The following is a 17,928-nucleotide window of genomic DNA, read 5'->3' as shown; positions in this document are numbered from 1 at the left end:
CGCGCATTCCGCCTAGGCATGAACCAGGTCTTCTTGCACCGCTTGCCACAAGTGCGGCTTGCGCCGCAAGGCCCCTGCGGTCAGCAGGTCCACCGGAAGCCCCAGTAGGGCTTCTAGGTAATCGCGCAGGTCCACAATCTCCCACCCTAGGGGGCGTTCTAGCGCTACCAGGATATCCACGTCGCTTAAGGGGGTGGCTTCCCCCCGGGTGAAAATGGCCAGCTCCCGCACGCCGAAGCGCGCCCGAAGCTCCGGCTTGTGCCGGGCCAGGATGCGCCGGATCCCGCCCAGGGTCTTCATGGTTCACCCCCCCGAAAGGGGCCTAACCCCCGCCGTGCTCCCAGTATACCCCCCTTCCCTGGTACCCTAAAGGGCATGATCGCCCGCTACCAGACGCCGGAGATGGCCCGCCTCTGGTCGGAGGAAAGCCGCTACCGGATGTGGGCCCGGGTGGAGGCCTACGCCCTCGAGGCCTGGGAGAACTTAGGGGAAGTGCCGCGGGGCCTTTCGGCGAGGCTTCTCGCCAAGCTAGAGGAAAAGCCCCTGGACGCCGCCTTCGCCCAAAGGGTGGCGGAGCTTGAGGCGGTAACCCGCCACGACCTCGTGGCCTTCACCCGGGCCCTAGTGGAGTGGACGGGGGACGAGGAGGTGGGGCGCTACCTCCACCTCGGCCTCACCAGCTCGGACGTGGTGGACACGGCGCAAAACGCCCTCTTGGTGGAGGCCCTAGGCCTCGTCCTGGAGGAGCTTAAGGGGGTGGAGGAGGCCCTTAGGGCCCTCGCCCTCCGCTACAAGCACACCCCCGCCATCGCCCGCACCCACGGGGTCCACGCCGAGCCCACGAGCTTCGGCCTCCGCTTCCTCTCCTTCTACGCCGCCTTCCAAAGGGACGAGGAACGGCTTAAGCGGGCGCGGGAGACCATCGGGGTCGCCATGCTCTCGGGCTCCGTGGGCAACTACGCCCACGTGCCCCCCGAGGTGGAGGCCCACGTGGCCCGGCGCCTGGGCCTCAGGCCCGAGCCCCTTTCCACCCAGGTCGTCCCCCGGGACCGGCACGCCGAGGTCATGGCGGCCCTCGCCCTCCTGGGGGGGAACCTAGAGCGGGTGGCCGTGGAGCTACGCCACCTCCAGCGCACGGAGGTCCTCGAGGCCCAGGAGCCCTTCCGCGAGGGGCAGACGGGAAGTTCCTCCATGCCCCACAAGAAGAACCCCGTGGGCCTGGAGAACCTCACCGGGGTGGCGAGGCTCCTAAGGGGGTACCTAGGGCCTGCCCTGGAGGACATCGCCCTCTGGCACGAGCGGGACATCTCCCACTCCTCCGTGGAACGGGTCGTCCTCCCCGACGCCACCACCCTGGCCCACTACGCCTTAAGACGCCTCAAGGGGATCCTCGAGGGCCTCGAGGTCTTTGAAAAGAACCTGGCCAGGAACCTGGAGCTCACCCGGGGCCTCGTCTACTCCCAGCAGGTCCTAAACGCCCTTATCGCCCGGGGCCTTTCCCGGGACAAGGCCTACGCCCTCGTCCAGCGGAACGCCCTAAGGAGCTGGGAGGAGGAGCGGAGCTTCCTGGAACTCCTGGAGGCCGACCCCGAGAACCCCCTCAAGGGGGAGGAGCTGAGGGCCCTCTTTGACCCCAAGCCCTTCCTCCGGCACGTGGACGCCATCTACGCCCGCTTTGGGCTCTAAGCGCCCGCACCCGAACTTTGCAACATGGGGTCCCCTGGCCAGAAGCCTTTGGGGGCCCCCGCTCTGGCGCAAGCCGAAGCGGGGTACTTAGAATGAGGGCATGCCCCGGTTTAGCCGGATCACCCACGATCCTCGCCTCTTCGGCGGTAAAGCCACCATCCGGGGGCTGCGCCTCACGGTGGCGGCCCTGCTCCGGCGGTTGGCCTACGGAGAACGCCCCGAGGACCTCCTCCGGGACTACCCCGAGCTTACCCTCGAGGACATTCGGGAAGCCCTCGCCTACGCCGCTTGGAGGCTGGAGGAGGAAGAGCACGCCCTAAGTCTGTGAAGATCCTGGTGGACATGAACCTCTCGCCGCGCTGGCGGGAAGCGCTCGAGGCCTCGGGGTACGAAGCCGTATGGTGGCGCCACGTGGGCCCGGCTAACGCCCCCGACGAGGTACTCTTCGCTTGGGCCAGGGAGCAGGGCTACACCATCCTCACCGCCGACCTGGACTTCGGCCACCTCCTCTCCCTCACAGGAGAGGACGGGCCCAGCGTGATCCTCCTCCGCCTCCCCTACACGGAACCCCCCGAGGCCCTACCCCCAGTACCCCCCGAGGCCCTACCCCCAGTGCTGGAGGTCTTAAGGCGTTTCCCCGAAGCTCTGGAACGGGGAGCCCTGGCGGTGATCGGACCCGAGAAAACGCGGGTTCGCCTCCTGCCGCTACAATGAAGGTAACGGGCCCTCAGGCCCACAGGGAGAGGCATGGAAAAGCTCTACGAGGGCAAGGCCAAGGTGCTCTACCGGGAAGGCCCGGACACCTTAAGGGTCTACTTCAAGGACGAGGCCACCGCCTTCAACGCGCAAAAGCGGGGGGTGATCCCGGGCAAGGGCGTGGTGAACAACAAGGTCTCGGCGGCCCTCTTCCGCTACCTCGAGGCCCACGGGGTCAAGACCCACTTCCTGGAGGAGGTCTCCGACCGGGAGATGCGGGTGCGGCGGGTGGAGATCCTCCCCCTGGAGGTGATCCTCCGCTTCCTGGCGGCGGGAAGCTTCGCCCGGCGCTACGGCCTGAAGGAGGGGACCCCGCTTGGGGCGCCCCTTCTGGAGTTCTCCCTCAAAAACGACGCCCTGGGGGACCCCTTGATCTGCGAGAACGCCGTCCTCGCCCTGGGGCTTGCGGGGGAAGAGGAGCTTGAGGCGGTGAAGCGCACCACCCTCAAGGTGGGCGAACTCCTCAAGGCCTTCTTCGCCGAGCGGGGCCTAGAGCTCGTGGACTTCAAGCTGGAGTTCGGGCGGCTTGGGGGGGAGGTCCTCCTCGCCGACGAGATCAGCCCCGACACCATGCGCCTTTGGGACGAAAAGGGGGAGCCTTTGGACAAGGACCGCTTCCGCAAGGACCTAGGCGGCGTGGAGGAGGCCTACCGGGAGGTGCTCCGGCGGGTCCTGGGGTAGACTTGGGCCATATGCCGCGCTACCAGGCCACCCTGCTCATTGAGCTGAAGAAGGGCATCCTGGACCCCCAGGGCCGGGCGGTGGAGGGGGTGCTGAAGGACCTCGGCCACCCGGTGGAGGAGGTGCGGGTGGGGAAGGTGCTGGAGATCGTCTTCCCGGCGGAAAACCTCCTGGAGGCCGAGGCGAAGGCCAAGGCCATGGGCGCCCTCCTCGCCAACCCGGTGATGGAGGTCTACGCCCTGGAAGCCCTAAAGGAACTCCCATGAGGTGGGCCATCGTCCGCTTCCCCGGCGCCAACTGCGACGAGGACGCCCGCTTCGCCCTAAAGAAGGCGGGGCTTCGGGCGGAGTACGTCTGGCACACGGAAAGGGACCTCCGGGGCTTTGACGGGGTCTTTCTGCCCGGGGGGTTCAGCTACGGGGACTACCTGAGGGCGGGGGCCCTCGCCGCCAAGAGCCCGGTGATGGAGGCGGTGCGGCGCTTCGCCGAGGAGGGGCGGTACGTGGTGGGGGTCTGCAACGGCTTCCAGATCCTCACGGAGGCGGGGCTTCTTCCGGGGGCGCTCCTTGCCAACCTCAACCTCCACTTCACCTGCAAGGAGGTGGGGGTGCGGGTGGAGCGGAACGACCTCCCCTTCACCCGGCTCTACCCAAGGGGCCAGGTCCTGAGGCTTCCCATCGCCCACGGGGAGGGCCGCTACTACGCCGATCCCGAAACCCTCGCCCGGCTCGAGGGGGAGGGGCTCGTGGTCTTCCGCTACGCCCCCCTGAAGGGGGAGGCGGACTACAACCCCAACGGGAGCCTAAACGACATCGCGGGGATCACGAACGAAAGGGGCAACGTCCTCGGCATGATGCCCCATCCCGAAAGGGCCGTGGACGAGGTCTTGGGCAACACCGACGGGCTCCCCTTTTTCCTGGGGCTCGCCGTGGAGGTGGCACGATGAAACCCAAAGCCATCACCTTTGACTTCTGGGGCACCCTCTTCACCGAGGGGGAAGCGTTTTTGGAAAAGGTCATGCCCGCCCGGTACGAGATCCTCCTGGACGCCCTCTCCGAGGCCGGGCACCCCGCCGAGGAGGCCGAGGTGCGGGAGGCCTACCGCCAGGCCGCCTTGGCCTTTGAGGAGGCCTGGAAGGCGGGGGAACACCTGCCCGTCTACGAACGGGTGGCCCGGATCTTCGCCCTCCTCGGCGCCCCCCACGACCCCGGGCTCATCGCCCTCACCGCAAGGCGCCTGGAGGAAAGCTCCCTCCTCGCCCCCCTCAAGCCCCTCCCCGGGGTGGAGGTCCTGAAGGACCTCGCCAAGAAATACCCCCTGGCCATCGTCTCCGACACCGGCATGACCCCGGGCCGCCTCCTGCGGGAGCACCTGAAGCGGCAGGGCCTGGACGTCTTCCAGGCCTTTAGCTTCTCCGACGAGACGGGCTTCGTGAAGCCCAAGCCCGAGGCCTTCCGCGTGGCCCTCGAGGCCCTGGACGTGGCCCCGGAGGAGGCCCTGCACGTGGGGGACCTGCCCCAGACGGACATCAAGGGGGCCTTCGGGACGGGCTACCCCTGGGCGGTCCAGTACGTGGGCCTGAGGGAGGTGAACGGGGAGGCGAAGCCCACGGCCAAGGTGAAGGACCACCGGGAGCTCCTCTCCCTCCTCACGTGATGGAAGCCCTCGCCAAGGAGATCGGGATCCCGGAAGGGGAGTACCGGGAGATCGTCCGGAGGCTCGGGCGGGAGCCGAACCGGGTGGAGCTCCTCCTCTTCAAGGTGATGTGGAGCGAGCACTGCGCCTACAAGAACTCCCGCCCCCTCCTCAAAGCCCTCCCCAAGGAGGGGGAGGCCGTCCTCCAAGGTCCCGGGGAAAACGCCGGCGTGGTGCGCATCGGCGAGGGCTGGGCCGTGGCCTTCAAGATTGAGAGCCACAACCACCCCTCGGCGGTGGAGCCCTTCCAGGGGGCGGCCACGGGGGTCGGGGGGATCCTCCGGGACATCCTGAGCATGGGGGCGAGGCCCATCGCCCTCCTGGACTCCCTCCGCTTCGGGCCGCCCGAAGGGCGAAGCCGCTACCTCCTCAAGGGGGTGGTCTCGGGGATCAGCTTCTACGGCAACGCCATCGGGGTGCCCACGGTGGGCGGGGACCTCTACTTCCACGAGGGCTACCGAGAAAACCCCCTGGTGAACGCCATGGCCCTCGGCCTCCTAAGGGAGGAGCACCTGCGGCGGAGCCGGGCCTCTTTGGACCGCCCCATCTACTACGCCGGGGCCAAGACGGGCCGGGACGGGATCGGCGGGGCGGCCTTCGCGAGCCGCGAGCTCAAGGAGGAGAAGGAGGAGGACCGGCCCGCGGTCCAGGTGGGGGACCCTTTCCTCGGCAAGCTCCTCATGGAGGCCACCCTCGAGGCCATAGCGCTGGACCTCGTGGAAGGCGTCCAGGACATGGGGGCGGCGGGGCTCACCAGTAGCCTCTCGGAGCTCGCCCACAAGTCGGGCCTCGGGGTGGAGCTCCACCTGGACCTCGTCCCCACCCGGGAGAAGGGGATGACCCCGGAGGAGCTCCTCCTCTCGGAAAGCCAGGAGCGGATGGTCCTCGTGCCCAAGGAGGGGAAGGAGGAGGCGCTGGAGGCGGTCTTCCGCAGGTGGGGCCTAGACTGCGTCCCCGTGGCCAGGACCATCCCGGAAAGGGTCTTCCGGGTCCTCTTCCGGGGCGAGGTGGTGGCGGAGGTGCCCACGGAGGCCCTGGCCGAGGCCCCCACCTACGTGCGGGTGGGGCGGGAGGACCCCGAGGTGCGGAGGGTTAGGGAAACCCCCATCCCCCCCTTAGAGGCCGATCCCCAGGAGGTCCTAAGGAGGCTCCTCGCCTCCCCCAACCTGGCGAGCCGGGAGGCGGTCTACGAGCGGTACGACCACCAGGTGGGGACCCGCACCGCCCTCCTCCCGGGGCGAGGCGACGCCGCCGTCTTATGGATCAAGGGCACCCGCCTCGGCGTCGCCGCCAAGGTGGACCAGAACCCCCGGTATAGCCGCCTCCACCCCCGGCTTGGGGCCATGCACGCCCTGGCGGAGGCCTGCCGGAACGTCAGCGTGGTGGGGGCGAAGCCCCTCGCCTACACCGACGGCCTCAACCTGGGAAGCCCGGAGACCCCGGAGGGCTACCACGAGCTTCAGGAGACCATCGCCGGACTCAAGGAGGCGAGCGAGGCCTTGGGCGTCCCCGTGGTCTCGGGGAACGTCTCCCTCTACAACGAAAGCGGGGGGAGGCGCATCCCCCCCACGGCCATGGTGGGGGTGGTGGGGATCCTGGAGGTGGACAAGCGAGCGGAGATGGGCTTTAGGCGCCCGGGGGAGGTCCTCCTCCTCCTCGGGGAGGAACGGGGGGAGCTCGGGGCGAGCGAGGTCCTCTACCTCCTCACGGGGAAAGAGTTCGGCCACCCCCCAAGGCTTGACCTCGGGCGGGAAAAGGCGGTGCAGGAGGCGATCCGGGACCTCATCGCCTTGGGCTTCACCCGGACGGCCCACGACGTGGCGGAAGGGGGGCTTCTTGTGGCCCTCGCCGAGATGACCTTCCCCTACGGGGTGGGGGCCACGGTGGAGGTGCGGGAGGGGAGCCTCGAGGCCCTCTTCGGCGAGGCCCCAAGCCGCGTCCTCTTCACCGTGGAGAAGGCCCGCCTCCAGGAGGCCACCCTCCTTCTGGAGGAGCGGGGCCTCCCCTACCGGGTCCTGGGGGAGACCGGGGGGAAGACCCTCACGGTCCTGACCCCGGGGGGTGTCCTAGAGTGGAGCCTGGAGGAACTGCTTTCCGCCTGGAAAGCGCCCCTCAGGGAGGTTTTGGATGGATAAGCCCCAGGAGGAGTGCGGCATCCTCGGGCTTTGGAGCGAAGGCCCCGTGGACGTGGCCGGGCTTCTCCACCTCGGCCTCCTCGCCCTGCAGCACAGGGGCCAGGAGGCGGCGGGGATGGCGGTCACGGACGGCAAAGAATTTCTGGTGGAAAAGGACCTGGGCCTCGTGAACCAGGTCTTCACCGAGGAGCGCCTGGGGAAGCTCCGCCTTCCCGAGGCCCGCCTGGGCCTCGCCCACACCCGCTACTCCACCACGGGCTCCAACCTGCGCATCAACGCCCAGCCCCTCACCGCCCGCACCGCCCACGGGGTCTTGGCCATCGCCCACAACGGCAACTTCACCAACGCCAAGCCCCTCCGCGACCGGCTCCTCCGGGAGGGGGCCACCTTCCAGAGCACCTCGGACACGGAGGTCATGCTCCTCCTCCTCGCCCGCCTGGGCCACCTCTCCCTCCCCGAGGCCGCCGCCCAGGCCATGCGGCTCCTTCAGGGGGGGTATTCCATCCTCCTCATGGACCGCAAGACCCTCCTCGCCCTCCGCGACCCCCACGGGGTGAGGCCCCTCGTCCTTGGCAGGGCCCCCTGGGGCTTCGCCTTCGCCTCCGAGCCCCCGGCCCTCCTCCTCATGGGGGCGGAGTACGTGCGGGACGTGCGCCCCGGGGAGGTGGTCTGGGTGGAGGAAGGAAGGCTGCAAAGCCTCCAGGCCCTCCCCCCAGAGCCCACCCCCTGCGCCTTTGAGTGGATCTACTTCGCCCGGCCCGACAGCGTCCTGGACGGCGCCGAGGCCTACGAGGCCCGGGTGAGGATGGGGATGGAGCTTTTCCGGGAGGCCCCCGCGGAGGCCGACCTCGTGGTCCCCGTCCCCGACTCGGGCATCGGGGCCGCCGTGGGCTACGCCAAGGCGAGCGGGCTCCCCCTGGAGTTCGGCCTCTACAAGAACCCCTACGCCGGCCGCACCTTCATCCAGCCCACCCAGGAGCTCCGCGACCTAAAGACGAGGCTCAAGCTCTCCCCCACGGGGGCGGTACGGGGCAAGCGGGTGGTCCTGGTGGACGACTCCATCGTTCGGGGCACCACGAGCCGCCGCATCGTGCGCATGCTCAAGGAGGCGGGGGCCCTCGAGGTCCACTTCCGCGTCAGTAGCCCCCCCATCCGCTTCCCCTGCTACTACGGCATAGACACCGCCGCCCGCAAGGAGCTCATCGCCGCGGAGAAGAGCGTGGAGGAGATCCGAGCCTACATCGGGGCGGACTCCCTGGCCTTCCTCTCGGAGGAGGGGGTGAGGCGGGCCATCGGGCGGCCCGTCTGCCTCGCCTGCTTCAACGGGCGCTACCCGGCGGGGGTGCCCGAGGAGGGAGAGAAGCTCGCCCTAGAGCTTTAGCCCCGCCTCAGGAAAAGCCCCAGGGCAAGCCCGCCCAAAAACCCCACCAGCAAGAAGGCGAGGGCGAAGGCCCCGGTGGAGGCCAGGTGCCAGCCGAAGAACCAGTAGCTGCACACGGCGTACCGCTCCACCTGGACCCGCACCAGCTCGGGAAGGTCGCGGCTCGTGGTGAAGTTGATGAGGAGGATGGTGAGGAGGAGGACGACCAGGGTGAGCAGAAGGCCCCACTTCAAGATGGTGAAGGCGTTCCCTTTCATGGCCTAAGCTTACCAACCTCCCCGGGCCAGGGCCTATAATCAGACCATGGTCCGCACGAGCCCGAGGGACGAGGCCCTCTTTGAGCTCATCGCCCTGGAGGAGAAGCGCCAGCGAGAGGGCCTGGAGCTCATCGCCAGCGAGAACTTCGTCTCCAAAGAGGTGCGGGAGGCGGTGGGGAGCGTCCTCACCAACAAGTACGCCGAGGGCTACCCCGGGGCCCGGTACTACGGGGGGTGCGAGGTCATTGACCGGGTGGAGTCCCTGGCCATAGAGCGGGCCAAGGCCCTCTTCGGGGCGGCCTGGGCCAACGTCCAGCCCCACTCCGGCTCCCAGGCCAACATGGCCGTCTACATGGCCCTGATGGAGCCGGGGGACACCCTCATGGGCATGGACCTCTCGGCCGGGGGCCACCTCACCCACGGCTCCCGGGTGAACTTCTCCGGGAAGCTCTACAAGGTGGTCTCCTACGGGGTCCGTCCCGACACGGAGCGCATTGACCTGGAGGAGGTCCGCCGCCTCGCCCTGGAGCACCGCCCCAAGGTGATCGTGGCCGGGGCCAGCGCCTACCCCCGCTTCTGGGACTTCAAGGCCTTCCGGGAGATCGCCGACGAGGTGGGGGCCTACCTCGTGGTGGACATGGCCCACTTCGCCGGGCTCGTGGCCGCGGGCCTCCACCCGAACCCCGTCCCCTTCGCCCACGTGGTCACGAGCACCACCCACAAGACCCTAAGGGGCCCAAGGGGCGGCCTCATCCTCTCCAACGACCCTGAGCTCGGCAAGAAAATAGACAAGCTCATCTTCCCCGGGATCCAGGGGGGGCCTCTTGAGCACGTGATCGCCGGGAAGGCCGTGGCCTTCTTTGAGGCCCTGCAGCCCGAGTTCAAGGAGTATAGCCGCCTGGTGGTGGAAAACGCCAAGCGCCTGGCGGAGGAGCTCGCAAGCCGGGGCTACCGCATCGTCACCGGGGGGACGGACAACCACCTCTTCCTCGTGGACCTGCGCCCCAAGGGCCTCACCGGGAAGGAGGCGGAGGAGAGGCTGGACGCCGTGGGGATCACGGTGAACAAGAACGCCATCCCCTTTGACCCCAAGCCCCCCCGGGTCACCTCGGGGATCCGCGTGGGCACCCCGGCCATCACCACCCGGGGCTTCACCCCCGAGGAGATGCCCCTCGTCGCCGAGCTCATGGACCAAGCCCTCACGGAAGGCCCCTCGGAGGCCCTCCGGGAGGAGGTCAGGAGGCTCGCCCTGGCCCACCCCATGCCCTGACCCGGATGCTCCGGCGCCTCGAGGTCCAGAACCTCGCCGTCATCCGCGAAGCCTCCCTGGAGCTCGCCCCCGGCCTCAACGTCCTCACCGGGGAGACGGGGGCGGGGAAAAGCCTCCTCGTGGACGCCCTCGCCCTCCTCCTCGGGGCGAGGCCCGAGGGGATGGTGGGGCCCTTTGGGGAAGGCCTCCTGGTGACCGCCTTCTTCCAGGGGAAGGAGGAGCGGGTCCTCTCCCGCAGGGTGGGAAGCCGCTCCACCCCCCGCATTGACGGGGAGGTGGTGAGCCTGAAGGAGCTCCAGGAGGAGGCGGAAAGGTGGCTTTCCCTCCACGCCCAGCACGGCGCCCTGGCCCTCCTTTCCCCCAGGCGGCAGCGGGAGCTTCTGGACGCCCTCATAGACCCCGGGGTCCTTTCCCGCTACCAGGAGGCCTACGCCCGCCACCAAGCCCTAAGGCGGGAGAAGGAGGTCCTGGAGGAGGCCCTAAGGGCCAAGGCGGAGCGGGAGGACCTCCTCCGCTTCCAGCTCAAGGAGATCGCCGAGGCCAGCCCCCGCCCCGGAGAGGACGAGGAGCTTTGGGAGGAGGCCCGGAAGCTCCGCCACCTGGAGGCCCTGAGGGAGCGGGCCTTCCGGGCCCACGGCCTTCTGGAGGAAGGGGCGCTTGCCCCCTTGGAAGGGGCCTTGAGGGAGCTTCGGGCCGGGGGGCGGTTTGACCGGGCCCTGGAGGCCCTGGCCCAGGACCTGGAGGCCGCCCTCCAGGGGGCCCGGGCCGTGGCCCAGGAGCTTGGGGACTACCTGGAAGGCCTCGAGGGGGACCCCGAGCGCCTAGGGGCCCTCGAGGCCCGGCTTTCCCTCCTGGAGCGCCTCAAGCGCAAGTACGGCCCCACCCTGGAGGAGGTGCTGGCCCACGCGGAGAAGGCCCGAAGGGAACTCGCCGCCCTGGAGGGGGGCGAGGCCCGGCTGGAGGAGGTCCTAAAGGCCCTGGAGGAGGCCCAAGAAGCCCTCCTCCTCGCCGGGGAGGCCCTGGGGGAGGCCCGGGAAAAGGCGGCCCGGGAGCTTGTGGCGGGCATGGAGCGGGAGCTTTCCGAGCTGGGCTTCCCCAAGGCCCGCTTCCAAGTGGACCTCAAGCCCCTCCCGGAGCCCGGGCCCTTTGGCCTGGAAGAGGTGGCCTTCCGCTTCTCCGCCAACCCCCACCTCCCCCCTGCACCCCTGGGCGCGGCGAGCGGGGGGGAGCTTTCCCGGGTGGCCCTGGCCCTGGCCCTCCTCACCGGGGCCGAGGCGCCCACCGTGGTCTTTGACGAGGTGGACACCGGCCTCGGAGGGGAAACGGCTTGGAAGGTGGCCGAGCGCCTCTTCCGGCTGGCCCAGACCCGGCAGGTCCTGGTGGTCACCCACCTGCCCCAGATCGCCGCCCGGGCCCACCGCCACCTGAAGGTGGTGAAGGAAGGGGAGGAGGTGCGGGTGGAGGTCCTGGAAGGGGAAGCCCGGGTGCGGGAGCTCGCCCGCCTCCTCTCCGGCCAGTACACCGAGGCCGCCCTCGCCCACGCCCGGCTCCTCCTGGAGCGCCCCGAGGCGCAGGGAAGCCCCTAAGCGCCCACGCCTCCCTTTCGTGCCCGAACGAAGGGTGTGGGTAGGCCTTTTGGGGGCCCCCACCGCGGCTTTCGCCGCGGTGGGGTATTTAGAGGAGGCCCCTCACCCCCCGGGCCACGTACTCCACCGCCAAGGCGGCGAGGAGGATCCCCAGGACCCGGGTCACCACGTTGACCCCCGTGCGCCCCAAGGCCCGGCGCACCCGGATGGCCGCCCGGAGGAAGAGGTAGGCTAGGGCCAGCACGAGGAAGGCCGTGAGGAGCACCACCCCCACCCCCAAGGGGACCCGGCTGGCCTCTCCCCCAAGGACCAGAACGCTCGCTAAGGCCCCAGGCCCGGCGATGAGGGGGATGGCCAGGGGGAAGACGGAGATGTCCGCCCGCTCCAGGGCCTCCCGGGCCTCCTCCTCCGTCTCCCGCTCGTGGTGGGCGAAGACCATCTCCGTGGCGATGCGGAAGAGGAGGATGCCCCCCGCCACCCGGAGGGCGTCCAGGCTGATGCCCAGGTAGCTGAGAAGCCCCCTTCCGAAAAAGAAGAAGAAGGTGAGGAGCCCACCCGCCACCAGCACCGCCTTGCGGGCGATGCGGGCCTGCTCCCTGGGAGGGCGGTCCCCGGCCAGGGCCAGAAACACGGGCACCAGCCCCACCGGGTCCATGACCACGAAGAGGGTGAGGAAGGACTTCAGGAAGAACTCCAGCACGGCTCAGGAGGTCTTCAGGGCCCTCCCGGAGAGCAAAAGCTCCCCGAACTCCTCCTCCAGGGCCTTGGCGTCCTCCTCCGTGCGGGCCACCACCAAAATGGTGTCCTCCCCCGCCAAGGTGCCCACGATCTCGTCCCGCTTGAGGCGGTCCATGAGGAGGGCGATGCCCGAGGCGTGCCCCTCCGCGGTCTTCACCACGAGGACGTTGCCCCCCCGGTCCACGTCCTTGACGAAAAGGCCGAACTGGCGCTTGAGCTCTTCATACACGTCCTCGGGGAGCTCCATGGAGGGCAGGGTGTACTTGTACCGCCCCTTGCCCAGGGACACCCGGGCAAGCCGGAGCTCGGCGATGTCCCGGCTCACCGTGGCCTGGGTCACCTCAAACCCAAGCTGGCGCAATCGCTCCACCAGCTCCTTCTGGGTGCCGATTTCCTCCTTGCGCACGATCTCCTGGATGGCGCGGTGCCGCTCCGCTTTGCTCCGCATAACCCCCTCAAGCTTTCCAGAATTCCCTGACCCAGTCCAGTATACGGTCCGCCACCCGGCGCTTGGTCATGCGGGGAAGCTCCAGGACCCGCCCGTCCCGGAGGAGGAGGACCACCTCGTTCTCGGGGCTACCGAAGCCCACCCCTTCCCGGTTCACCCAGTTGAGGACGATGAGGTCCAGGTTCTTGCGCCTAAGCTTCTCCCTGGCCCGCTCCAGGCCCTCGGCGGTCTCCATGGCGAAGCCCACCAGGACCCGGCCCCCTTTACCCTCCCCCAGCTCCTTGAGGATGTCGGGGTTGGGCACCAGGCGGAGGAGCTTCTCCGCCTCGGCCTTGGGCTCCTTGTCCTTTAGGGTCTCGGCGGGGCGGTAGTCCGCCACCGCCGCGGCCATCACCACCGCCTCCGCCCACCCGTAGCGCTCCAGGAGGGCTTCTCGCATCTCCAGGGCGCTTTCCACCCGCACCACCTCCACCCCCCAGGGGTCGGGGAGAGAGGTGGGCCCGGAGACCAAGACCACCTCCGCCCCCCGGTCCCGGGCGGCCTCGGCCACGGCGTAGCCCATCCGCCCCGAGGAGGGGTTGGAGAGGAAGCGCACCGGGTCCAGGTACTCCCGGGTGGGCCCGGCGGAGACGAGGAGGCGGAGGCCCAGGAGGTCCTTGGGAGCGAGGAAGGCCCGGAGGCGCTCCACCAGCTCCTCGGGCTCCAACATCCGCCCCCACCCCTCCCCCTCCCCCACCGCGGCCAAGGGCCCGTGGGCGGGGCCGAAGAGGGCGTGGCCCAAGGCCTCGAGCCGCTTTGCGTGCTCCTGGGTCTGGGGGGCAAGCCACATGGCCTCGTTCATGGCCGGGGCCCAGGCCACCCGCCTCGCCCCGGCGAGGAGGGTGGCGGAGAGGAGGTCGTCGGCGAGGCCCAAGGCGGCCTTGGCCATGGCCTCCGCGGTGGCCGGGGCCACCAGGACCACCTCGGCCCAGCGGGCGAGCTCTATGTGGAGGGCCCTCCCGTCGGGCCGGAACCAGGCCTCCTCCGTGGCCACCTCGCCCCCCGCGGCCACCGCCAGGGAAAGGGGGGTGACGAACTCCAAGGCCCTCGGCGTGGCCAGCACCCGCACCTCGTGCCCCTCGGCCCGGAGGAGGCGGAGGAGGCGGGGGGCCTTGATGGCCGCCACCCCTCCCGTGACCGCCACCAGAACCCGGGCCACTAGCCCTCCTCTTCCGCCACGGGGTAAAGCTTCTCCATCTCCCTCTGCAGGCGGTCCTCGGGGACCAGGTTTTCCCCGAAGACGAGCCTGCCGGTGAGGAGCTCCTTCATGGCCCAGGTCACGGCGTTGGGGTCGTCAAAGAGGCCCTCGAGGGTGCGCATCTTCGGCCTTTCCTCCGGCTCCAACACGGTGTTCTTGAAGCGGTAGCGCAAAAGCTGCTGGGCCCTCTTGGCCACCACCACCGTGAGCCGGTACTTGGAGTCCACCATGCCCAAAAGCTTGTCAATTCCCGGTTCCGCCATGGTTCCTCCTTAAGATTTCGTCCAGATCCCTTTCCAAGGTTTCGTCCCGCGCCAGGGCCCGCTCCACGGCCTCCCGCATCCGCGCGAAGCGGCGGCGCTCGGCGGTGAGGATGGCCAGGAAGTCCGCCACGGCCTCCTCCAGGACGTCGTTCACCACGATGTAGTCAAAGAGGTGGGCGTTTTTCATCTCCCTTTCCGCCTGGGAAAGGCGCCTTTGGATCTTCTCGGGGTCGTCCGTGCCCCGGTAGACCAAGCGCCGCTTCAGCTCGGAAAGGGAGGGAGGCACCAGGAAGATGAGCACCGCCTCGGGCACCTTCTCCTTCACCTGCAAAGCCCCCTGGACCTCAATCTCCAAAAGCACGTCCTCCCCCCGGGCCAAGGCCCGCTCCACCGGGGCCCTGGGGGTGCCGTAAAGGTGCCCCACGTACTCGGCGTGCTCCAGAAACCCCCCTTGGTCCAGGAGGGCCAGGAAGGTGGGGCGGTCCACGAAGTAGTAGTCCACCCCGTGCCGCTCCCCCGGCCGGGGGGGGCGGGTGGTCATGGAGATGGAGTAGAAGAGGCGGGTGCGCTCCAAGACCTTGGCCCGCACCGTCCCCTTCCCCACCCCGCTGGCCCCGGTCATGACGAAGAGCTGGCCCCGCATCCCCTTCACCCCGGGAGGATACCAAAACCCCCCGGCCCCGGCAAGGATTTTTGTGATTCGGCCACATTCTTCTTGTGGTACACTCCCGTCCGTGGCCTGGTACCAAGGCGCCTTCTTCTACCAGATCTTTCCCGACCGCTTCTTCCGCTCAGGTCCCCCGGGCAAGCCCGCCCCCAGCGGCCCCCTCGAGCCCTGGGAGGCCCCCCCGAGCCTCCGGGGCTTCAAGGGGGGGACGCTTTGGGGGGTGGCGGAGAAGCTCCCCTACCTCCTGGACCTCGGGGTGGAGGCCATCTACCTCAACCCCGTCTTCGCCTCCACGGCCAACCACCGCTACCACACCGTGGACTACTTCCAGGTAGATCCCCTCCTGGGGGGGAACGCCGCGCTTCGCCACCTCCTGGAGGTGGCCCACGCCCACGGGGTAAGGGTCATCCTGGACGGGGTCTTCAACCACACGGGAAGGGGGTTTTTCGCCTTCCAGCACCTTCTGGAAAACGGGGAGGCGAGCCCCTACCGGGACTGGTACCACGTGAAGGGGTTTCCCCTGGACCCCTACGGCCCCAGGCCCAACTACGAGGCCTGGTGGGGCAACCCCGAGCTCCCCAAGCTCAAGGTGGAGACCCCGGCGGTGCGGGAGTACCTCCTCGCCGTGGCCGAGCACTGGGTGCGCTTCGGGGCAGACGGCTGGCGGCTGGACGTGCCCAATGAAATCCCCGACCCCACCTTCTGGCGGGAGTTCCGCCTTAGGGTGAAGGGGGCGAACCCCGAGGCCTACCTCGTGGGGGAGATCTGGGAGGAGGCCGACCCCTGGCTCCAGGGGGACATGTTTGACGCCACCATGAACTACCCCTTGAGCCGGGCCCTCCTGGGCTTCGTGGGGGGGGAGGCCCTGGACCGGGAGCTCGCCGCCCGCTCCGGGCTTGGGGCCGTTGAGCCCCTCCAGGCCCTGGCCTTCAGCCACCGCCTGGAGGCCCTCTTCGGCCGCTACCGCCCCGAGGTGGTGCAGGCCCAGATGAACCTCCTCACCTCCCACGACACCCCCCGCCTTTTAAGCCTCATGCGAGGAAGCGTGGAGCGGGCCAGGCTCGCCCTCTCCCTCCTCTTCCTCCTGCCCGGAAACCCCACGGTCTACTACGGGGAGGAGGTGGGCATGGAGGGGGGCCACGACCCGGAAAACCGGGCCGGGATGGTGTGGGACGAGGCCCGCTGGCGGGGAGAGATCCGGGAAGCGGTCCGCCGGCTTAGCCGCCTGCGCCGGGAACACCCCCTCCTGCGCACCGCCCCCTACCGCCGGGTCTACGCCCAGGACGGGCACCTGGCCTTCACCCGGGGGCCTTACCTGGTGGTGGTGAACGCCACCCCCGAGCCCTTCCGCCAGGACTTCCCCCTGCACGGGGCCCTGCCCCGGGGGACCCAGGCGGTGGACCTCCTCTCGGGGGCCCGCTGTACGCCCATGGGAGGGCGGCTTTGCGGGCCCGAGCTCCCGCCCTTTTCCCTGGCCCTCTGGGTGGAGGTCTAGAGGGCTTTCTCAAAGGCGAGGAGCCAAGCCTTAAGCCCCTCCTGCCCGGCGAACCCCCCCAGGCGGCCGTCGGCGTGGATCACCCGGTGGGCCGGAACCAGGAGGAAGAAGGGGCAGGCGCGCATCCCCGCCCCCACGGCCCGGGGGGAGAGGCCAAGCGCCAGGGCCAGACGCCCGTAGCTTTCCGTCTTCCCGTAAGGGATGCGCCGCACCCTCTCGTAGAGGGCCACGCGGCTTGGGGAAAGCCCGGTGTAGTCCAGGGGCAGGTCCAAAAAGTCGGGCCTCTCCCCGGCGAAGTAGGCCTCCACCCGCTCCCGCACCGCCTGGGCCAAAGGACCCCTGGCCTCCTCTCCCCGGGGGAAGAGGGCGGGCTCGAGGCGCCGCACCCCCAAAGGGGAGACCTCAAGCCAAAGGGGGCCGAGGGGCGTGGGGATCCACATGGGCTAATGCCACCCCAGGCCGGCTTGCGCCAGCATGGGGGCCCCAAAAGGACCTTCCCGAAGCCCCATCCCCGGCATCCTAGTGACCTAGCGCAGGGCCAGGGCCGGGGCCTCCAGGCCGCCCAAGAGGAGGTCCGAGAGGAAGGTGCCGGGAAAGTAGTGGCCCAGGATCTCCCGGTGGCCGTACCCCGCCTCGGCCATCCCCTTGGCCCCCCACTGGGAAAGCCCCACCCCGTGCCCCGCCCCCCGGCCTATGGCCTCAAAGCCCGCGAACTCCACCAGGGTGGAGGGAAGCCCCATGAGGCGCAGGGCCCGGCCCGCCTCGAGGCCCCGAAGCTCCACCCCAAGGAGCCGCACCCGCCACACCCGGCCCGAGGGGCTCCGTTCCAGGACCTGAGGAGGGTCTTCCCCCAAAGGGCTAAGCCCCAGGGCCTGGAGGACCCTCGCGGCCTGGGCCTTGTCCAGGGGCATCCGCCAGAGGCTCTTGGGGCCCTTGGCGTAGGGGTCGGGACGGGGGCGCAGGTAGGGCAGGGGCCTGCCGAAGACCTCCTCGCTTCCCGCGGTCATCCCCCCGGAGTCGGCGTGGTAGAGGGCGGAGATGGCCTTTCCCCCGTAGCTTAGAACCTGGCCCCGGGTGGCGGCCACCGCCAGGCGGTACCGCTCCTTCTCGGCGGAAAGCCCCAGGTAGACCTGGCAGGCCTCGCCGGCGCAGAGGTCGTAAGGGGCCTTGGGGTTCAGGCGGTTCACGGCGAAGGTGCGGGCCACCACCGCCTGGGCCTTCAGGGCCTCCAAGGGAAACCCCTCGGGCATCTCCCCGGGAAGCACCCCCAGGAGGTAGTCCTCCAGGAGGACCTGGTTCACCACCAAGAGCCGGTTCCCCTCCACCAGAAGCCGGACCCCTCCCCGGTAGGCCCGGCCCTCCAGGGCGAAGTAGGGAACCGGGAAGTCCCAAAGGGGGAGGACCTTCCCCTCCACCACCACCCCCTGGGGCGTGCCCCGGGCCCGCACCTCCCCCTGGGGAAGCTTAAGGGCCACCTCCTGGCCCAAGGGCACCTCCCGGAGGAGGACCCTTAGGGGAAGGTCCTCGGGCTGGCCCCGCCCGGGAAGGAGGCCGAGGAGAAAGGCCCCAAGCAGAACGAGCCCCAAGGAAGGCTTCATACTCCCCCCATCTTATACCCTTTCTCCCGGCTTCC

General features: G+C 69.5%; 21 protein-coding genes. 12 read left to right on the top strand and 9 right to left on the bottom strand.

What is annotated here, in order from left to right; all coding sequences use genetic code 11:
- Nucleotides 1-12: 12 nt before the first annotated feature.
- Complete coding sequence (locus tag BLP62_RS00370; protein ID WP_093004749.1) at nucleotides 13-300, bottom strand: nucleotidyltransferase family protein; 288 nt, start codon at nucleotides 298-300, stop codon at nucleotides 13-15.
- Between the two features lie 75 nt (nucleotides 301-375).
- Between BLP62_RS00370 and purB the strand changes: the two genes are divergently transcribed.
- From purB to purF, 9 genes are all read left to right on the top strand, one after another.
- On the top strand, nucleotides 376-1,686 hold the full coding sequence (gene purB, locus BLP62_RS00365; RefSeq protein ID WP_093004747.1) for an adenylosuccinate lyase: 1,311 nt from the start codon (nucleotides 376-378) through the stop codon (nucleotides 1,684-1,686).
- A gap of 100 nt (nucleotides 1,687-1,786) precedes the next feature.
- Entirely contained in the window at nucleotides 1,787-2,014 is a 228-nt protein-coding gene (locus BLP62_RS00360) for a DUF433 domain-containing protein (protein WP_093004745.1), read from the top strand.
- Nucleotides 2,011-2,400, top strand: coding sequence for a DUF5615 family PIN-like protein (locus BLP62_RS00355; protein WP_093004743.1), 390 nt, complete (start codon nucleotides 2,011-2,013; stop codon nucleotides 2,398-2,400). The genes BLP62_RS00360 and BLP62_RS00355 overlap by 4 nt, the downstream gene beginning before the upstream one ends.
- Nucleotides 2,401-2,433: 33 nt before the next feature.
- A complete protein-coding gene (gene purC, locus BLP62_RS00350; protein WP_093004741.1) occupies nucleotides 2,434-3,123 on the top strand; it encodes a phosphoribosylaminoimidazolesuccinocarboxamide synthase in 690 nt (229 codons plus the stop codon).
- An 11-nt stretch (nucleotides 3,124-3,134) separates the two neighbouring features.
- Nucleotides 3,135-3,389, top strand: coding sequence for a phosphoribosylformylglycinamidine synthase subunit PurS (gene purS / locus BLP62_RS00345; protein WP_093004739.1), 255 nt, complete (start codon nucleotides 3,135-3,137; stop codon nucleotides 3,387-3,389).
- A complete protein-coding gene (gene purQ / locus BLP62_RS00340) occupies nucleotides 3,386-4,069 on the top strand; it encodes a phosphoribosylformylglycinamidine synthase subunit PurQ (protein WP_093004737.1) in 684 nt (227 codons plus the stop codon). Before purS ends, purQ begins: the two co-directional genes overlap by 4 nt.
- The gene (locus BLP62_RS00335) at nucleotides 4,066-4,779 is read left to right on the top strand and encodes an HAD family hydrolase (RefSeq protein WP_093004735.1); all 714 of its coding nucleotides are present in this window, start codon (nucleotides 4,066-4,068) and stop codon (nucleotides 4,777-4,779) included. Before purQ ends, BLP62_RS00335 begins: the two co-directional genes overlap by 4 nt.
- On the top strand, nucleotides 4,779-6,953 hold the full coding sequence (purL, locus tag BLP62_RS00330; RefSeq protein WP_093004733.1) for a phosphoribosylformylglycinamidine synthase subunit PurL: 2,175 nt from the start codon (nucleotides 4,779-4,781) through the stop codon (nucleotides 6,951-6,953). Before BLP62_RS00335 ends, purL begins: the two co-directional genes overlap by 1 nt.
- On the top strand, nucleotides 6,946-8,334 hold the full coding sequence (purF, locus tag BLP62_RS00325; protein WP_093004731.1) for an amidophosphoribosyltransferase: 1,389 nt from the start codon (nucleotides 6,946-6,948) through the stop codon (nucleotides 8,332-8,334). Before purL ends, purF begins: the two co-directional genes overlap by 8 nt.
- On the opposite strand, the gene BLP62_RS00320 is transcribed toward purF, so the two are convergent.
- The gene (locus tag BLP62_RS00320) at nucleotides 8,331-8,591 is read right to left on the bottom strand and encodes a hypothetical protein (protein ID WP_093004729.1); all 261 of its coding nucleotides are present in this window, start codon (nucleotides 8,589-8,591) and stop codon (nucleotides 8,331-8,333) included. The two genes, purF and BLP62_RS00320, sit on opposite strands and share 4 nt — an antisense overlap.
- 46 nt (nucleotides 8,592-8,637) lie before the next feature.
- On the opposite strand from BLP62_RS00320, the gene glyA reads away from it, so the two are divergent.
- Nucleotides 8,638-9,861 (top strand): serine hydroxymethyltransferase, encoded by a 1,224-nt coding sequence (glyA, locus tag BLP62_RS00315; protein WP_093004727.1) that lies wholly within the window; start codon nucleotides 8,638-8,640, stop codon nucleotides 9,859-9,861.
- A gap of 5 nt (nucleotides 9,862-9,866) precedes the next feature.
- Nucleotides 9,867-11,447 (top strand): DNA repair protein RecN, encoded by a 1,581-nt coding sequence (locus BLP62_RS00310; RefSeq protein WP_093004725.1) that lies wholly within the window; start codon nucleotides 9,867-9,869, stop codon nucleotides 11,445-11,447.
- An 88-nt stretch (nucleotides 11,448-11,535) separates the two neighbouring features.
- Here the strand turns inward: BLP62_RS00310 and BLP62_RS00305 are convergent, their stop codons facing one another.
- From BLP62_RS00305 to gmk, 5 genes are read right to left on the bottom strand one after another with little or no spacing between them, the layout of a single operon-like run.
- On the bottom strand, nucleotides 11,536-12,147 hold the full coding sequence (locus BLP62_RS00305; protein ID WP_093004723.1) for a MarC family protein: 612 nt from the start codon (nucleotides 12,145-12,147) through the stop codon (nucleotides 11,536-11,538).
- A gap of 3 nt (nucleotides 12,148-12,150) precedes the next feature.
- Nucleotides 12,151-12,633: an arginine repressor gene (argR, locus tag BLP62_RS00300; RefSeq protein ID WP_093004721.1), complete on the bottom strand. Its 483-nt coding sequence runs from the start codon at nucleotides 12,631-12,633 to the stop codon at nucleotides 12,151-12,153.
- Nucleotides 12,634-12,640: 7 nt separating this feature from the next.
- Nucleotides 12,641-13,831, bottom strand: a complete 1,191-nt coding sequence (gene coaBC / locus BLP62_RS00295; RefSeq protein WP_093004719.1) for a bifunctional phosphopantothenoylcysteine decarboxylase/phosphopantothenate--cysteine ligase CoaBC — start codon at nucleotides 13,829-13,831, stop codon at nucleotides 12,641-12,643.
- A complete protein-coding gene (gene rpoZ, locus BLP62_RS00290) occupies nucleotides 13,831-14,133 on the bottom strand; it encodes a DNA-directed RNA polymerase subunit omega (protein ID WP_093004717.1) in 303 nt (100 codons plus the stop codon). Before rpoZ ends, coaBC begins: the two co-directional genes overlap by 1 nt.
- Nucleotides 14,114-14,776, bottom strand: coding sequence for a guanylate kinase (gene gmk / locus BLP62_RS00285; protein ID WP_093004715.1), 663 nt, complete (start codon nucleotides 14,774-14,776; stop codon nucleotides 14,114-14,116). Before gmk ends, rpoZ begins: the two co-directional genes overlap by 20 nt.
- 91 nt (nucleotides 14,777-14,867) lie before the next feature.
- On the opposite strand from gmk, the gene BLP62_RS00280 reads away from it, so the two are divergent.
- On the top strand, nucleotides 14,868-16,295 hold the full coding sequence (locus tag BLP62_RS00280) for a glycoside hydrolase family 13 protein (protein ID WP_093004713.1): 1,428 nt from the start codon (nucleotides 14,868-14,870) through the stop codon (nucleotides 16,293-16,295).
- Here BLP62_RS00280 and BLP62_RS00275 read toward each other — a convergent pair.
- On the bottom strand, nucleotides 16,292-16,735 hold the full coding sequence (locus BLP62_RS00275) for a methylated-DNA--[protein]-cysteine S-methyltransferase (RefSeq protein WP_093004711.1): 444 nt from the start codon (nucleotides 16,733-16,735) through the stop codon (nucleotides 16,292-16,294). The two genes, BLP62_RS00280 and BLP62_RS00275, sit on opposite strands and share 4 nt — an antisense overlap.
- An 87-nt stretch (nucleotides 16,736-16,822) precedes the next feature.
- Nucleotides 16,823-17,893 (bottom strand): SpoIID/LytB domain-containing protein, encoded by a 1,071-nt coding sequence (locus BLP62_RS00270; protein WP_093004709.1) that lies wholly within the window; start codon nucleotides 17,891-17,893, stop codon nucleotides 16,823-16,825.
- Nucleotides 17,894-17,928 lie beyond the last annotated feature (35 nt).

The organism is Thermus arciformis (assembly GCF_900102145.1).
GTDB lineage: Bacteria > Deinococcota > Deinococci > Deinococcales > Thermaceae > Thermus > Thermus arciformis.
The sequence above is the reverse complement of the archived record's forward strand: the minus strand, read 5'-3'. Positions and strand labels throughout refer to the sequence as shown.

What these genes read in the sequence shown, in the direction of transcription:
- BLP62_RS00370 (WP_093004749.1), bottom strand. Translation starts at nt 300, where the DNA reads ATGAAGACCCTGGGCGGGATCCGGCGCATCCTGGCCCGGCACAAGCCG.
- purB (WP_093004747.1), top strand. Translation starts at nt 376, where the DNA reads ATGATCGCCCGCTACCAGACGCCGGAGATGGCCCGCCTCTGGTCGGAG.
- BLP62_RS00360 (WP_093004745.1), top strand. Translation starts at nt 1,787, where the DNA reads ATGCCCCGGTTTAGCCGGATCACCCACGATCCTCGCCTCTTCGGCGGT.
- purC (WP_093004741.1), top strand. Translation starts at nt 2,434, where the DNA reads ATGGAAAAGCTCTACGAGGGCAAGGCCAAGGTGCTCTACCGGGAAGGC.
- purS (WP_093004739.1), top strand. Translation starts at nt 3,135, where the DNA reads ATGCCGCGCTACCAGGCCACCCTGCTCATTGAGCTGAAGAAGGGCATC.
- purQ (WP_093004737.1), top strand. Translation starts at nt 3,386, where the DNA reads ATGAGGTGGGCCATCGTCCGCTTCCCCGGCGCCAACTGCGACGAGGAC.
- BLP62_RS00335 (WP_093004735.1), top strand. Translation starts at nt 4,066, where the DNA reads ATGAAACCCAAAGCCATCACCTTTGACTTCTGGGGCACCCTCTTCACC.
- purL (WP_093004733.1), top strand. Translation starts at nt 4,779, where the DNA reads ATGGAAGCCCTCGCCAAGGAGATCGGGATCCCGGAAGGGGAGTACCGG.
- purF (WP_093004731.1), top strand. Translation starts at nt 6,946, where the DNA reads ATGGATAAGCCCCAGGAGGAGTGCGGCATCCTCGGGCTTTGGAGCGAA.
- BLP62_RS00320 (WP_093004729.1), bottom strand. Translation starts at nt 8,591, where the DNA reads ATGAAAGGGAACGCCTTCACCATCTTGAAGTGGGGCCTTCTGCTCACC.
- glyA (WP_093004727.1), top strand. Translation starts at nt 8,638, where the DNA reads ATGGTCCGCACGAGCCCGAGGGACGAGGCCCTCTTTGAGCTCATCGCC.
- BLP62_RS00310 (WP_093004725.1), top strand. Translation starts at nt 9,867, where the DNA reads ATGCTCCGGCGCCTCGAGGTCCAGAACCTCGCCGTCATCCGCGAAGCC.
- argR (WP_093004721.1), bottom strand. Translation starts at nt 12,633, where the DNA reads ATGCGGAGCAAAGCGGAGCGGCACCGCGCCATCCAGGAGATCGTGCGC.
- rpoZ (WP_093004717.1), bottom strand. Translation starts at nt 14,133, where the DNA reads ATGGCGGAACCGGGAATTGACAAGCTTTTGGGCATGGTGGACTCCAAG.
- gmk (WP_093004715.1), bottom strand. Translation starts at nt 14,776, where the DNA reads ATGCGGGGCCAGCTCTTCGTCATGACCGGGGCCAGCGGGGTGGGGAAG.
- BLP62_RS00275 (WP_093004711.1), bottom strand. Translation starts at nt 16,735, where the DNA reads ATGTGGATCCCCACGCCCCTCGGCCCCCTTTGGCTTGAGGTCTCCCCT.
- BLP62_RS00270 (WP_093004709.1), bottom strand. Translation starts at nt 17,893, where the DNA reads ATGAAGCCTTCCTTGGGGCTCGTTCTGCTTGGGGCCTTTCTCCTCGGC.